This window comes from Saccharibacillus brassicae (genome assembly GCF_006542275.1).
GTDB classification, from domain to species: Bacteria; Bacillota; Bacilli; order Paenibacillales; family Paenibacillaceae; genus Saccharibacillus; species Saccharibacillus brassicae.
Map to the genome: position 1 here is coordinate 83,938 of NZ_CP041217.1, position 12,983 is coordinate 96,920.

Consider the following 12,983-nt stretch of genomic DNA (forward strand, 5'->3'; position numbering starts at 1 on the left):
ATAAGGGTGGTTTAATCTCTATGTACATGGCTCAAAACTGGAAAGACTACGAACTGATCGATACGGGCGCGGGCGACAAGCTCGAACGCTGGGGCGACGTGATCCTGCGGCGTCCGGACCCGCAGATTATCTGGCCGATCGCGGACGAAAGCGGACCGTGGCGGTATACGGCGGGGCATTATCACCGCAGCTCGGCGGGCGGCGGCAGCTGGACGTGGAAGTCGTCGCTGCCGGAGCGCTGGACGATCTCATACGAAGACAAGCTCAAATTTTATATCAAGCCGACCAGCTTCAAGCATACGGGCCTGTTTCCGGAACAGGCGACCAACTGGAGCTGGATGATGGACAAAATCCAGAACGCCGGACGTCCGATCCAGGTACTGAACCTGTTCGCCTATACGGGCGGCGCAACGGTCGCTTCGGCTTACGCCGGCGCAAGCGTCGTGCACGTCGATGCGGCCAAAGGCATGGTCCAATGGGCCAAAGAAAATATCCAGCTGTCGGGACTGAACGATCGCCCGGTCCGGTTCATTACGGACGACGTGTTCAAGTTCGTGCAGCGCGAACAGCGCCGCGGCAACAAATACGACGCGATCATCATGGACCCTCCGTCCTACGGCCGCGGGCCGAACGGCGAGACGTGGAAGCTGGAATCCAGCTTGTATCCGTTCCTCGAATCGTGCATGCAGATTCTGTCGGATAACCCGCTGTTCATGCTGATCAACTCGTACACGACCGGCATCTCGCCGACCGTGCTGTCGAACATGCTGGAGATGACGATGAAGCCGCGTTACGGCGGACAGATCAGCGCGGGCGAAATCGGCCTGCCGATCAGCCGTTCCGGCTTGACGCTGCCATGCGGCATCCTCGGTCGCTGGGAGTCGAACTGATGCACGGCGACGTCCGGGAGGTTCCTCCCGTTCCCGTGCTGCTGGAAGACAACCATGTGCTCGGCGTCGTGAAGCCGGTCAATATCCCGGTGCAGGAAGACGCAAGCGGCGACCCCGATATGCTGACGCTGCTCAAGCGCGATCTCAAGCTGCGGCACGACAAACCGGGCAATGTGTTTCTCGGTCTTGTACACCGGCTGGATCGCCCGGTCGGCGGCGCGATGGTGTTCGCCAAAACGTCCAAAGGCGCTTCGCGCCTGTCGGACGCGGTGCGCACGCACGCGATTCGCAAGACGTACGCGGCCGTGACGAACGGCGTTCCGCACCAGCGTGAAGGCCGGCTCGTCGATTATCTGCTGAAGGATGAACGCAGCAATACGGTGTCGGTCGTACCCAAAGGCACGCCGGGCGCCAAAGAAGCCATTTTGGATTACGTCGTGCTGGCCGACGACGGCCGCCGTTCGCTGATCCGCGTCGAACTGCATACCGGCCGTTCGCATCAGATCCGCGTCCAGATGAGCCGCCTCGGCTGCCCGCTGTTCGGCGACCAGAAATACGGCGCGTCGCAGACGAAGCCGGGCGAGCAGATCGCGCTCTGGTCGGTCCGCCTGCGCTTCCCGCATCCGATCACGAAAGCGTCGACGCTGCTGATCTCGATGCCCCCGGCCGTCGCCCCGTGGACGCAGTGGCCGGACAACGTGTACAAGCTGCTCCGCGACGAACTGGAACACGGCGAGTGACGGAATATGCGTTAAGATGAATTCCGCGATACGGAAAGCAAAAGGCCCCTTTTCAAGGGGGCCTTCAGAGTGTAGAGAAACCCAGCTCTCCAAACTAGAGTGCACCCCCTTTCCGGTTTTTTTGTTTGACTTTCGGGCTTAGTCTGGCCAACTTTCGGCGCCGCTCCCTGCTGGCCCGAGCGGCCTGAGCGAATTCTTTTGATCTTGACCTGCGCTCCGTGGCTGCGTAAAGCGACGGGCAGGAATGTACAGCCCCTTTGCGGCTTCGCCGCTTAGGGGCTGTAGTTTTATGCGCGGAGTAGCGGCCAGCGGCGCGTAGCGGCACTTAGGAGGCGTTTTTTGCCGACTTAGTGCCGGTAGCGTGAGCCCTTACTATTTTGAATTTTCCATGTCCTTGATTTTTTTAATTATTAAAAAAATTTACATTAGAAGGGTATAATTATCCTTTTAAATATAGTACATTTGGATTGACTTTATTACATATTATTGAGAGGTGGTACAATTTTGAAGAAAAAGATTTCTACTTTACTGTTAGCAGTAGCCGTTTCAGCTTTCACTGTATTTCCCGCTGCTGCAAGTGAAAGCGTTCCTGACAACGGTGCACAAATTGGTGACTCTTGGATTTCTAATGGGTTCCACTATTCTGTTGTATATGAGCCTCCTGAAGATCGGATTTCGACAGACAGCACTTATAAAATTGCTGAAGGTTCTCAAGGAATTAAGTTCTGCGAAGATGAGAACCAGGGCGGGTTGAATGCTACTCAAATTTTCCCACCTACCCCTGGCGAGTTTTCAGCCTTTAAGACTTGTTCAGGAAACGGCGGCTCTGTAGAAATAGACACCGTTGATAGATACCCAAGCCACCAAATCTTCTGGTCCGTAAATCCTAAGTTGAGTATAATGACTGCATTCAGTGGGGAGTTAGAAATCGAAACGCAAGGCGGAACATATGTTAAAACAATTGAGATTTGGTCGCTGCATCCTTTTGGACTTAAATATTCAGACACCATAAGTTCTGGATTGTCTAAAGGTGGTAGATACAATGTCACAATCACTGGAACCAGCGTTAATTCAGACGACGAGGTCGCTTTTGTAACCCCACATTGTACGTTATCTTTTACAGTTTATTAAAAAACAGCCACTCTCTATCACCTTTCAGAGAGTGGCTGTTTTTATTCATTTTTGGCGAATCGGGCATTCACCGTCTTCCACATAGCATCAACCAACACTTTATCCGCAGAAAATCCAGAACTGAATTTTTCAGGTTTGTCATGGTTCATCGGATCAAAGTTCAGATATTCTTCTCGACTATGACAAGCATAGTTTTTGCAATGTTTAGCCAAATCATGAAAGCCTTTAAAAGGACGATCAATCATCTCAACTACGAGTATATCGCCTTCTCGATACGAGGTTGGCGGCATATAAATCAAAAAATATTCCTGACTGGCAAACCGATATTCCAAGTCTCTCGCCTCCCAACTTTTTATTCCACTATACCAGAATATGCTACTTACTGGGTTGCATGGCCACGATTCACTTATTAGATTCTGACTTCATCTTAAAAAAACTTCCTCAGCAACCAGATCCCGCCGATAATCAGCCAGATTCAACACTGACGATTGCCAGCGAATTTCAAGCAGCTGCAAGAAGATCCGATACAGCGTATTATCCGACCTGACGATCGGAAGCATTTGGTCTTTCCATTTGCTTAGGAAACTCAATTCCCCCGATTCATATTTTTCATTTACAAGCGGAATCTTTATCTTTTTCATACGTAGAATCCTTATTTGCGTTTCTGCTCCTCTTCCTACATTTTTACTTTTTTATAAAACGTTGTCCGAGAGATACCCAGCTTTTTGTAAGCAGCCGTCGCGGTCATTTCTCTATTTTCCCAAGACGCGTATATCCGGATAAATGTCTCTCCGATTTCTACAGCCGGCCGGCCAAACTTGATGCCGTTTGCCTGGGCAACCGCAATCCCTTCCCGCTGCCGCTCCAAATTCTCGTTGCGTTAAACGTCTGCGAAATAGGCCAGCATACTAAGCATTTGATCTTCCAGCAGCTTCCCGATCTTCCCCATACTGCGGAACTTCCGGCTATCGAACAGTTCTTGATTATCCAGACAAACAATATCCGCTTTGATCTCCTGCGTAATGTATTTCCATTCTCGCGTGATCCCGTCATAGTCCCGACCCAGCCGATCCAAAGAATCCATATACAGCAGATCGCCTTCCCGCAGCATATTCAGCATGGCCTGATACCGCGGCCGTTCAAAATCTTTCCCGCTGACTTTATCTTCAAAAATAAAGCGTTCCGGAATCTCCAGCTGCACAAACTTCAAACGCTGCCGCTCCGGATTCTGCTCTTTGGTCGATACGCGGCAATATCCGATAATCAACCGCTTGCCCTCCTTTCAGCGTTCGTAAAGTCCCTTGTACGTTGGTTTACATCAAGAAAGTCATTTTACCACATTTACGAACACTTTTTAGGTGTCTTTTCAGCTGTCCGTAAACCCATGTTTTTTGGATGGTTACTTTCATGAATTAAAAAATCATTAAATACAAACCCGATTATTCTCTCAAAAAAGCCTTACTCTTAAAGAGTAAGGCTTTCGCTATTCAATCGAATGCATTAGATTAGATTTTATTGTCCTTGCATTCTTGAAACTGGAATATCGCTTGTCGAAGTGTATTGGTAGATTGATCCTAATAAATTGTTAGCGTACCAAGCTGGGCTTGACCACATTGTTTTGCTATAAGATTTATCTTCCCATTCATTACCTATATCTTTGATACCAGATTGTGTTGCTGTTTCATTGAAGGCCATTTCTGATTCAACTGGCTGAGAAGCAAGTATCTCTTCCTATGTTATTTCTTCAGATGCTGGTTTGATTCCAGTTGAATCATTAGAATCAGAACTGAACGATTCTGAATCAATTGAAATTGAATCATCTACCATATTCGATTGATTATCAATTACTTCATTCGACTGATTTACATTTAAAGACTGTGCACTTGTTGAAGAAATCCCCACTCCACCTATAGAGAATACTAGCGAAGAAGCCAGCAAAGATTTAAAAATTGATTTTTTCATGTCTGCCTACCTTTCAACGTACATTTATTTGAACAAAAACACTAGTTTACCATAAAAATCTAAATAAATTCATTTTATTGACTTTACGGCCTTTTCAACTTCTTTTTCGTATTTTGGAAGAATAATATCATTCATATAGTAAAAAACTACGATATTTTTATTTCTATACTCTCTAACACGTGTTTCCGTTGTAACTGAAATTTGAGCTTCTCTCATTGCTTTTTTTGCTTCTTTAGAGGAATCAAAAACAAAAACACTTATACCATCTGGGTGCTTTTCACTAGGCGAAACAGCAAATGGAATAACCGTTTTATCTTTAATAACATTTGACTTGGATTCTGCCCTTTGTTCAACCTCAACGCCCTGTTCAACAAGTGAGCTTTTAAAATGACTGAGAAATTCTTCTTGACTTATCACTTTATCTTGTCCACTACATCCAAAAATAAACCCCAATAAAATCAAATTCATAAAGATAGCTATTTTCATTTGATCCCTCCTTATTCTTATAATCCGATGGCTTTTTTGGGACTGAACGAAGAGAAGGTGCTTTTACTTTACCTCCCCGTTTCTCCCTGTAGGCAGGCGCAAGCTTGTGTTTAGCGGAACTACGTACGCCGTTTGCAAGACCTTTCGACGTTTTTCTCGTTACGGGCATACTGAGCCCTCCTTGATTTGATTACCGTTTTAACCAAGCATCCCTACGCCTGATACAAAAAAAGCCCGGCTGCTATCGCAAAAATAGCCGCCGGACCTCCTGTATGTTCGTGCTGGGTCGATAGATTGAGTGTTTCTTTTATTGCTTCTCGAACGAAGGCAGCAGATCGACGATCGTAACCGGCTTGTCGATCGCCAGCAGCGCTTTGCCGATATGTTTGCGTTCGGTCAGAGACGCTTTGCCCGCCGGGAATTCGAGTCTTTCCCCGCTGGACAGTATCGCGACTGCCGGCATCGCTGCGCGGGTGTTGTACGCGCCGACGAGCCGGCTGCCGTTCGGCTTGACCCGCTTGCCTTCCTTGAATTCGAACGTCGCGATGCCTTTGCCGCCGCGGCTCTGCGACGGATACTCCAGCAGCATCGACCGCTTCGCGTAGCCGAGATCGCTGATGACCATCAGCTCGCCGTCGTCGCCCGTCACGAGCAGCGCGGCCGTGACCTGATCGCCTTCCTTGAGCTGAATGCCGCGCACGCCGGCCGAGACCCGGCCCATGGCGGACACTTCGCTTTCGCCGAAGCGGATACTCATGCCTTCCGCCGTGACGAGCAGCAGATCTTTGCTGCTGTCGCTCAGGCTGACCTGCAGCACTTCGTCGCCTCCGCCCAGCTTGCAGGCCGCCATGCCGCCGCTGCGCTTGGTCGCGTAATCGCGCAGCATCGTGCGCTTGACCTGCCCTTTGCGGGTCATAAAGAGCAGCGACAGCTCGGATTCTTCCAATTCCTTGACCGGAATGATCGAGACGATCCGCTCTTCCTTGTCCAGCGGAATGACGTTGACGATCGCCGTTCCGTTGTCTTTCCATTTGAATTCCGGAATCTGATGTACCGGCAGCAGGTAGAATTGTCCGCGCTGCGTGAACACGAGCAGCCGATCGAGCGTGCTGACGTCCAGCAGTTGGCGAATGTAATCGCCGTCCCGCGCGCCGGACGCGTTCCGGTCGCTGCCCGAACGCGTGAACGAAGGCATGCCGGTCCGCTTGATGTAGCCTTCCTGCGACAGCGAGACGATCACTTCTTCCTGCGGAATCATCACTTCCAGATTCAGCTTGATCTCTTCGACTTCGCTTTGCAGTTCGGAGCGGCGGTCGATACCGAATTTGTCGCGGATCTCTGTCAGTTCCTTGCGGATAACGGCGTCCAGCTTCCGGGGACTCGACAAGATGCCTTCCAATACCGCGATACGCTTTTCGAGATCGGAATGTTCTTTTTCCAGCTGCGTCACTTCAAGATTGGTCAAACGGTAAAGTTGGAGGGTCAAAATGGAATCCGCCTGGCGCTCGGTAAAGCCGAACATCCACTGCAAATTGTTCTGCGCATCCTGACGGTTCTTGGAAGCGCGGATCGCCGCCACGACTTCGTCCAGAATGTTCAGCGCTTTGACGAGACCTTCGAGTACGTGCGAACGGTCTTTGGCCTTCTCCAGCTCGTGCGACGTCCGTTTGGTGATCACTTCGCGCTGGTGCCCGATATACGCCTGCAGGATCGGCTTGACGCCCAGCTGCTGCGGCGCTTTGTTGACGATCGCCACCATGTTGAAGTTGTAGCTGACCTGAAGGTCCGTCTTCTTGAGCAGGTAAGCCAGAATGCCGCTTGCGTCCGCATCCTTCTTCAGTTCGACGACGATGCGCATACCTTCGCGGCCGCTCTCGTCACGCACTTCGGCGATGCCTTCGACCTTTTTCTCCAGCCGGATATTTTCCATTGCCGTGACGAGGCGGGCTTTGACGACCTGATACGGAATCTGGGTAATGACAAGCTGCTGCTTGCCTCCGCGCAGATTCTCGATCTCCGTGCGCGAACGCACCTGGATTTTGCCGCGTCCTGTCGAATACGCTTCGCGGATGCCCGCTTCGCCCATGACGATGCCGCCCGTCGGGAAATCGGGACCTTTGATATACTGCATGATGCCGTCCAGATCGATGTCCGGATTTTCCATGACCGCGATGCAGGCGTCGATAACTTCCCGCAGGTTATGCGTCGGAATCTCCGTCGCGAAGCCTGCCGAGATGCCGCTGACGCCGTTCACGAGCAGATTCGGGTAACGGGCCGGCAGCACGACCGGTTCTTTGGCCGTGTTATCGAAGTTGTCCTTGAACTGGACGGTACGCTTGTCGATATCGCGCAGCATTTCCATCGCGATCGTCGACAGGCGCGCTTCCGTGTACCGCATGGCCGCTGCCGGATCATCGTCGATAGAGCCCCAGTTGCCGTGTCCGTCCACAAGCGTATGCGCCATTTTCCACGGTTGGGCCATCCGCACCATGCCTTCGTAGATCGAGGAGTCGCCGTGCGGGTGATAGTTGCCCATGACGTCGCCGACCGTTTTGGCCGACTTGCGGTAGCCTTTTTCCGGCGTGTTGCCCGATTCGTACATCGCGTACAAAATCCGGCGCTGAACGGGCTTCAGCCCGTCGCGCACGTCGGGAATGGCCCGGTCCTGAATAATATATTTGGAATACCGGCCGAAGCGGTCGCCGACCACTTCTTCGAGAAAAGCCGGTTTGAATTGTTCTTCCGGTACGCTCATTGGTTAAAAAACTCCTTCTGTCGCTTATTCTTCGACTTCGGTAAAGTCCACGTGCTCGACGATCCAGCGCTTGCGCGGATCGACTTTGTCGCCCATCAGCGTGGATACGCGCCGCTCGGCTTTGGCCGCGTCTTCGATCTGCACCTGGAGCAGCGTGCGGGTCGTCGGGTCCATCGTCGTCTCCCAGAGCTGGTCCGGGTTCATCTCGCCGAGGCCTTTGTAGCGCTGCAGTTCGAAGTTTTTGGCGTTCTTCGTCAGCTTCTCCAGCTCCTCGTCGCTCCAGGCGTAGGACACTTCGTTTTTGCGGGAGCCTTTGCGCGTAATTTTGAACAGCGGAGGCTGGGCGATATACACTTTGCCCTGGTCGATCATCGGCTTCATGTAACGGTAGAAGAACGTCAGCAGCAGCACCTGGATATGCGCGCCGTCCGTGTCCGCGTCGGTCATGATGACGATCTTGGAAAAGTTGCTGTCTTCGACGGCGAATTCCGGACCGATGCCCGCGCCGATCGCCGAGACGATCGCCCGGTACTCCTCGTTTTTGAGAATTTCGGCCAATTTGGCTTTTTCCGGGTTGAGCGGCTTGCCTTTGAGCGGCAAAATGGCCTGGATCTTGGAATCGCGTCCCTGCTTGGCCGAACCGCCCGCGGAATCGCCTTCGACGATAAACAGTTCGGTCTTCGTGAAGTCTTTGGACTGCGCCGGCGTCAGCTTGCCGTTCAGATTGGAGCTTTCGCTGCGCTTCTTGCCCGTGCGCATCTCGTCGCGCGCTTTGCGCGCCGCTTCCCGGGCCCGCGCCGCCTGCACCGATTTGCGGATCAGAATCTGCGCGACCTGCGGATTTTCTTCGAGGAACTGGGCCGTCTTGTCGGAGACGATCGAATCGGCCGCGCTCCGCGCCGAGGCGCTGCCGAGCTGGTCTTTGGTCTGGCCGACGAATTCCACGTCGCCCATCTTGACGCTGATGACGGCCATCATGCCTTCGCGCAGGTCGCCGCCTTCGAGGTTTTTGTCTTTTTCTTTCAGGACGCCGGTCTTGCGCGCATACTCGTTCAGCACGCGCGTATAAGCCGTTTTGAAGCCCGTTTCGTGCGTACCGCCGCCGCGTGTCGGAATCGAGTTGACGAACGAAGCGATCGTCTCGGTATACCCCGCGTTGTACTGGAACGCCACTTCGACTTCGATCTCGTCCTTCTCGGCGTAGAACCGCACGACTTCGTGCAGCACTTCCTTGCCTTCGTTCAAAAATTCGACGAACTGCTTGGCGCCGCCTTCGTAGTAGAACTCGTCCGTATTGTCTGTCCGGTGGTCGGTCAGCACGATGCGCAGCCCGGAGTTCAGGAACGCGATCTCCTGCAGCCGTTCGGCAAGCGTCGTGTAATTGAGCGAGATGCCGCTCTTGAAGACGCGAATATCCGGCTTGAACGTGACTTTGGTTCCGGTCTGTCTCGTATTGCCGAGCACTTCGAGTCCCGTTGCCGGCTCTCCGACGTGCTCGATTCCTTTTTTGTCCACGCGATATTCGAAGCGCTGGCGATGGATCTTGCCGTCGCGATAAATTTCAACTTCCAGCCATTCGGACAGCGCGTTGGTTACGGAAGCCCCGACGCCGTGCAGGCCGCCCGACTTCTTGTATCCGCCGCCGCCGAACTTGCCCCCGGCGTGCAGGACCGTGTAGACGACCTGCGGAGTCGGCACGCCGCTCTTGTGCATGCCGGTCGGAATGCCGCGGCCGTTGTCGCGCACCGTGACGGAACCGTCTTTGTTGAGCGACACGTCGATCCGGTCGCAATGTTTTGCCAGGTGTTCGTCGACGGAATTGTCGATAATTTCCCATACCAGATGGTGCAGGCCCGACGCGCTCGTGCTTCCGATGTACATCCCGGGCCGCTTCCGGACGGCAACCAGGCCTTCGAGCACCTGAATATCGTCCGCGCCGTATCCTTCGACGATCCGTGCCTCTGTCTGTTCCACCGTATCGATCTGTTCGGCCATGATTTCTCCCTCTTTCTCTCTTGCTCGCCCTTTGCCTTCGGAACCTCAAGATCCCGAAATGCAAACAAGTGTTTTCATTTTGCTCTTCCCATTCTAAGTCAAAACGTCCCTTTTCGTAAAGACGATAAAAGAAATAATGACGGAAACGGCTGCCCAGACCACCAACACGGCTAACGAAAAGCCCAGCGTCATGCCTTCGATCGGCGCCGGATTGCCGGCCAGATACTCCGTCAGCCCGAGATTGACCATAAACAAATATTTGGCGCTTGTCCAGGAAGACGCCATATTGACCAGAATCGAACCCGAGATAAGCGCGGCCATCATGACGACGATGCTCGCGGCCGTGCTGCGCACAAGGACGGACACCATGAACGCCAGCAGCGCCACGACGGTGCCGACGAACCAGACGAGCCCGGCCTGCATAAGCAGGTACTGCCACTGGGGCGTCGCCTGCACGTAACTGAGATCGACGTCGGAGCCGTTCAGGACGAACCCGGTGAAGATCGGAATGGTCCAGCCCGAGTAGCCGAAAAACAGCCCCGCGATCGCGTAACAGATCACGTAGGCGCTCACGACGATCAGCGAGACGAACATGAGCAGCGCGGTAAGTTTGCTCAGCAGCACTTTCCATCTTCTTATCGGACGCGTCAGCAGCATCTTGATCGTGCCGCCGGTCCGCTCGGACGAGACGAGATCCGACGCGATCGTCATGATCATGAGCGGAAGAAACAGCGAAGCGGAATTGTTAATGAATTCGCGCGTGAACGTGACGCCGCCCGGTTCGTTCGGATTGACGTCGTTGTCGAGGTAATACTGCATCTGCTGAATATAGATCTGCCGGTACACTTTCCATTCCTGCGGCACCCGGTCGCTGCTCAGGGAATTCTGGTTGTCGATAATGGCCTGCTGCACTTCGAGGCGCCAGTCGCTGCCGTAGCTCTCCTGCCGTTCGAGCGACTGCCGCATCTGCGCGTAGCTGAAGATCGGCACCATCACGGCCAGGATCAGCAGAACAATGTAGAAACGCTTCTTTTTGACTATTTTGACGACTTCGTTCTGTACCATGGCCCAAAACCGTTTCACTCGATGCCTTCCCCCTCTGTCGTTTGCAGGAAAAAGCGTTCCAGCGTCGGAGCGACGCGGTGAACGCCTCTTACGGCGATTCCTTCGCGCACCATGCGTTCGAGCACCCCGGTCACGCGTTCTTCCGGCGTCTCCGTTACGATGCTGCGTTCGTTCAGCAGCGCGGCGGCCGTATCGTCGAGCCCGGCCGCCGCGGCGTCGTCAAGGACCGCGATATCGGCATATTCGCCGAGCAGCTCAAGCGCCCGGCTTCTCGGCTCCGCGTCCCAGATAATCAATCCGCGGCCCGTGCCGATCAGTTCTTCGACCGAGCCGACCGCAAGCTCGCGGCCGCCGCCGATAATGGCGACCCGGTCGCACAGCAGTTGAATCTCGCTGAGCAGGTGGCTCGATACGAAGACGGCCAGTCCGCCGGCCGCGAGTTCGCGGATGAAGGCGCGCATTTCCTTGATGCCTTTCGGATCGAGGCCGTTGGTCGGCTCGTCCAAAATGAGCAGCTTCGGCCGGGCGAGCAGCGCCTGCGCGATGCCGAGGCGCTGCCGCATGCCGAGCGAGTACGTGCGCACTTTCTCATGGATTCGGCCGCCCAGATGGACGAGTTCCGTCACTTCACGTATCCGGTCTTCGCCCACGCCGTCCTGCATGCGCGCGAAATGCATCAGGTTCTCCCAGCCGGTCAAAAACGGGTACATCTCCGGGTTTTCCACGATCGACCCTACGTATTTCAACGCTTCTTCGGGCTGTCTGCGCATATCGAAGCCGCATATTTCCACGCTGCCGGAAGTCGGCTTGATCAAGCCGACCAGCATGCGGATCGTCGTCGTCTTGCCCGCGCCGTTCGGACCGAGAAATCCGAAGATTTCGCCTGCCCGCACGTCGAAGCTGATGCTGTGGATGATCGTCTTGCGTCCGATGCGCTTGTTCAGATCGCGGACATGCAGCACGGAACCGCCTGGTGGCTGTTGCATTCGTCATCGTCCTCTCCCTACTTCATATCGGCCGGGATTCGCGCGGCATGACTGTTTGCGCGCGCGATTCCCGGTTTATTCCCCGTTTTATTGCAGTCCCTGCACGACACGCTCGGCGATTCGCTCGTATCCGAACGCGTTCGGATGAAAATGGTCGAACGACAAATAAGCCGCCGGATTGCGTTGGAACAAATCGAACGTCGGCGTCAGCAGCATATTGTCGCCCTCCAGCATCCGCTCGGACACCGCCGCGTTCCATTTCGTTACGCCGGCGTCTCCGGCTTCGCGCAGCGACGGAATGTCGCCGAACGGATTGTACAGCCCCAGATACACGATGCGGGCGGACGGATTGATCTCGCGCAGCTTGCCCAGCGCTTCGCCCAGACGCTTCTCGGTGCCCGGCAGCGCCTGCTCCAGCGCCGCGGCGCTCGGAGAGCCGGTACCGGTCTGCAGCGCGGCTCCGCCCTGGAACAGGTCGTTCGCCCCGATCGAGAGCAGGATCACGTTCGCTTCCTTCAATACGTACCGCACACCCGGCTTGTCCAATTCCTCCAGCAGTTCGCCGGTCGTCATGCCGTTGATGCCCAAGTTGTTCAAGAACCGGACTTCCCGGTCGCTTTCGTTATCGAGCAGCGCAGCCGTGCGGCGCGCGAATCCTTGCCCGGTCGCGTCTCCCGTCCCTTTCGCGAGCGAATCGCCGATCGCGGCGATACGGTAAGCGCCGTCTTCCTCCGACGGTTCGCGCTGCGCAAGCGGCGCTTCGGCGTTCGTCTGCGCCGAGGCGGGACGCGTCTGCGGAAAGATGAGTTCCCGCGCCCCGTAGCCGAAGCCGAACACCAGCAGCAGCGTAGCCGCGGCCGACAGCGTGGCTGTCGTCCGCCAGATCCATTTCCACGAATTCATGCCGTTCCTCCCTGCCTGATCGGCGAATCAAGGCTTCGCCGGATCTTCTTTAATTTTAACATACGGGTTT

The 12,983-nt window shown here is 54.4% G+C and carries 13 protein-coding genes; 3 read left to right on the forward strand and 10 right to left on the reverse strand.

The genetic code is table 11. From position 1 onward, the window contains the following. Positions 1-20 precede the first annotated feature (20 nt). The 3 genes from FFV09_RS00285 (at position 21) to FFV09_RS00295 (ending at position 2,761) form a co-directional block, all read left to right on the forward strand. On the forward strand, positions 21-890 hold the full coding sequence (locus tag FFV09_RS00285) for a class I SAM-dependent methyltransferase (RefSeq protein ID WP_141445820.1): 870 nt from the start codon (positions 21-23) through the stop codon (positions 888-890). Further along, on the forward strand, positions 890-1,630 hold the full coding sequence (locus tag FFV09_RS00290) for an RluA family pseudouridine synthase (RefSeq protein ID WP_141445821.1): 741 nt from the start codon (positions 890-892) through the stop codon (positions 1,628-1,630). Before FFV09_RS00285 ends, FFV09_RS00290 begins: the two co-directional genes overlap by 1 nt. A gap of 504 nt (positions 1,631-2,134) precedes the next feature. Further along, positions 2,135-2,761, forward strand: coding sequence for a hypothetical protein (locus FFV09_RS00295; protein ID WP_141445822.1), 627 nt, complete (start codon positions 2,135-2,137; stop codon positions 2,759-2,761). A gap of 41 nt (positions 2,762-2,802) precedes the next feature. Here the strand turns inward: FFV09_RS00295 and FFV09_RS00300 are convergent, their stop codons facing one another. The 10 genes from FFV09_RS00300 to FFV09_RS00345 form a co-directional block, all read right to left on the reverse strand. Beyond that, positions 2,803-3,093: a hypothetical protein gene (locus FFV09_RS00300; RefSeq protein WP_141445823.1), complete on the reverse strand. Its 291-nt coding sequence runs from the start codon at positions 3,091-3,093 to the stop codon at positions 2,803-2,805. Positions 3,094-3,183: 90 nt separating this feature from the next. Further along, positions 3,184-3,402, reverse strand: coding sequence for a hypothetical protein (locus FFV09_RS00305; RefSeq protein WP_141445824.1), 219 nt, complete (start codon positions 3,400-3,402; stop codon positions 3,184-3,186). Between the two features lie 239 nt (positions 3,403-3,641). Further along, complete coding sequence (locus tag FFV09_RS24025) at positions 3,642-3,971, reverse strand: recombinase family protein (RefSeq protein ID WP_246098433.1); 330 nt, start codon at positions 3,969-3,971, stop codon at positions 3,642-3,644. A 521-nt stretch (positions 3,972-4,492) separates the two neighbouring features. Continuing rightward, positions 4,493-4,723, reverse strand: a complete 231-nt coding sequence (locus FFV09_RS00315) for a hypothetical protein (RefSeq protein WP_141445825.1) — start codon at positions 4,721-4,723, stop codon at positions 4,493-4,495. Positions 4,724-4,792: 69 nt separating this feature from the next. Beyond that, positions 4,793-5,209, reverse strand: coding sequence for a hypothetical protein (locus FFV09_RS00320; protein WP_141445826.1), 417 nt, complete (start codon positions 5,207-5,209; stop codon positions 4,793-4,795). 307 nt (positions 5,210-5,516) lie between these two features. Continuing rightward, entirely contained in the window at positions 5,517-7,964 is a 2,448-nt protein-coding gene (gene gyrA, locus FFV09_RS00325) for a DNA gyrase subunit A (RefSeq protein WP_141445827.1), read from the reverse strand. A 24-nt stretch (positions 7,965-7,988) separates the two neighbouring features. Beyond that, a complete protein-coding gene (gene parE / locus FFV09_RS00330; protein WP_141445828.1) occupies positions 7,989-9,959 on the reverse strand; it encodes a DNA topoisomerase IV subunit B in 1,971 nt (656 codons plus the stop codon). A 93-nt stretch (positions 9,960-10,052) separates the two neighbouring features. Then, a complete protein-coding gene (locus tag FFV09_RS00335; RefSeq protein ID WP_141450230.1) occupies positions 10,053-11,024 on the reverse strand; it encodes an ABC transporter permease in 972 nt (323 codons plus the stop codon). 14 nt (positions 11,025-11,038) lie between these two features. After that, complete coding sequence (locus FFV09_RS00340) at positions 11,039-12,010, reverse strand: ABC transporter ATP-binding protein (protein WP_141445829.1); 972 nt, start codon at positions 12,008-12,010, stop codon at positions 11,039-11,041. Positions 12,011-12,097: 87 nt separating this feature from the next. Further along, positions 12,098-12,913 carry a GDSL-type esterase/lipase family protein gene (locus FFV09_RS00345; protein ID WP_141445830.1) on the reverse strand — a complete coding sequence of 272 codons (816 nt, stop codon included), beginning with the start codon at positions 12,911-12,913 and terminating at the stop codon, positions 12,098-12,100. Positions 12,914-12,983: the final 70 nt, after the last annotated feature.

Coding starts and splice junctions, on each gene's coding strand:
- FFV09_RS00320 (WP_141445826.1), bottom strand. CDS start 5,209: ATGAAAATAGCTATCTTTATGAATTTGATTTTATTGGGGTTTATTTTT.
- FFV09_RS00340 (WP_141445829.1), bottom strand. CDS start 12,010: ATGCAACAGCCACCAGGCGGTTCCGTGCTGCATGTCCGCGATCTGAAC.
- FFV09_RS00290 (WP_141445821.1), top strand. CDS start 890: ATGCACGGCGACGTCCGGGAGGTTCCTCCCGTTCCCGTGCTGCTGGAA.
- parE (WP_141445828.1), bottom strand. CDS start 9,959: ATGGCCGAACAGATCGATACGGTGGAACAGACAGAGGCACGGATCGTC.
- gyrA (WP_141445827.1), bottom strand. CDS start 7,964: ATGAGCGTACCGGAAGAACAATTCAAACCGGCTTTTCTCGAAGAAGTG.
- FFV09_RS00335 (WP_141450230.1), bottom strand. CDS start 11,024: ATGGTACAGAACGAAGTCGTCAAAATAGTCAAAAAGAAGCGTTTCTAC.
- FFV09_RS00285 (WP_141445820.1), top strand. CDS start 21: ATGTACATGGCTCAAAACTGGAAAGACTACGAACTGATCGATACGGGC.
- FFV09_RS00345 (WP_141445830.1), bottom strand. CDS start 12,913: ATGAATTCGTGGAAATGGATCTGGCGGACGACAGCCACGCTGTCGGCC.
- FFV09_RS00315 (WP_141445825.1), bottom strand. CDS start 4,723: ATGAAAAAATCAATTTTTAAATCTTTGCTGGCTTCTTCGCTAGTATTC.
- FFV09_RS00305 (WP_141445824.1), bottom strand. CDS start 3,402: ATGAAAAAGATAAAGATTCCGCTTGTAAATGAAAAATATGAATCGGGG.